This is a genomic window from Candidatus Cardinium sp. cBcalN2 (genome assembly GCF_022810445.1).
Taxonomy (GTDB): domain Bacteria; phylum Bacteroidota; class Bacteroidia; order Cytophagales; family Amoebophilaceae; genus Cardinium.
Window position 1 is genome coordinate 1 of the sequence record NZ_JAACGD010000082.1, and the last position, 277, is coordinate 277.

A 277-nucleotide genomic window follows, 5' to 3' on the forward strand; every position below is an offset into this window, starting at 1 on the left:
GCTGCTAGCATCAAGGCGGTTTCTCCATCATTATTCTTTGCATTCAGGTCTGCCTTTTCTAGAAACCAGTCCCAAACTTTTTTGTTCTCTGGGGGAATAAGTTTGGTAGTACGATCAGCGGAAAGTGCACCATCTTCTTGCGTTAGATGCATGAAAAAAGTCGAACCATCTGAAGCTCTTGCATTGATATCTAGGTTTTCACCGAAATATTTGATGACTTCTTCTGAAGAAACCATGCTATTAAGTTTAGCTAAAGTCTCTTCACTTAAAACCATGG

At 40.1% G+C, this 277-nt stretch carries 1 protein-coding gene; it reads right to left on the reverse strand.

The annotated features are described in order from the left end of the window. On the reverse strand, positions 1-236 hold a 236-nt coding region (locus tag MUW74_RS02445), incomplete at its 3' end, for a hypothetical protein (protein WP_243553049.1). Positions 237-277 lie beyond the last annotated feature (41 nt).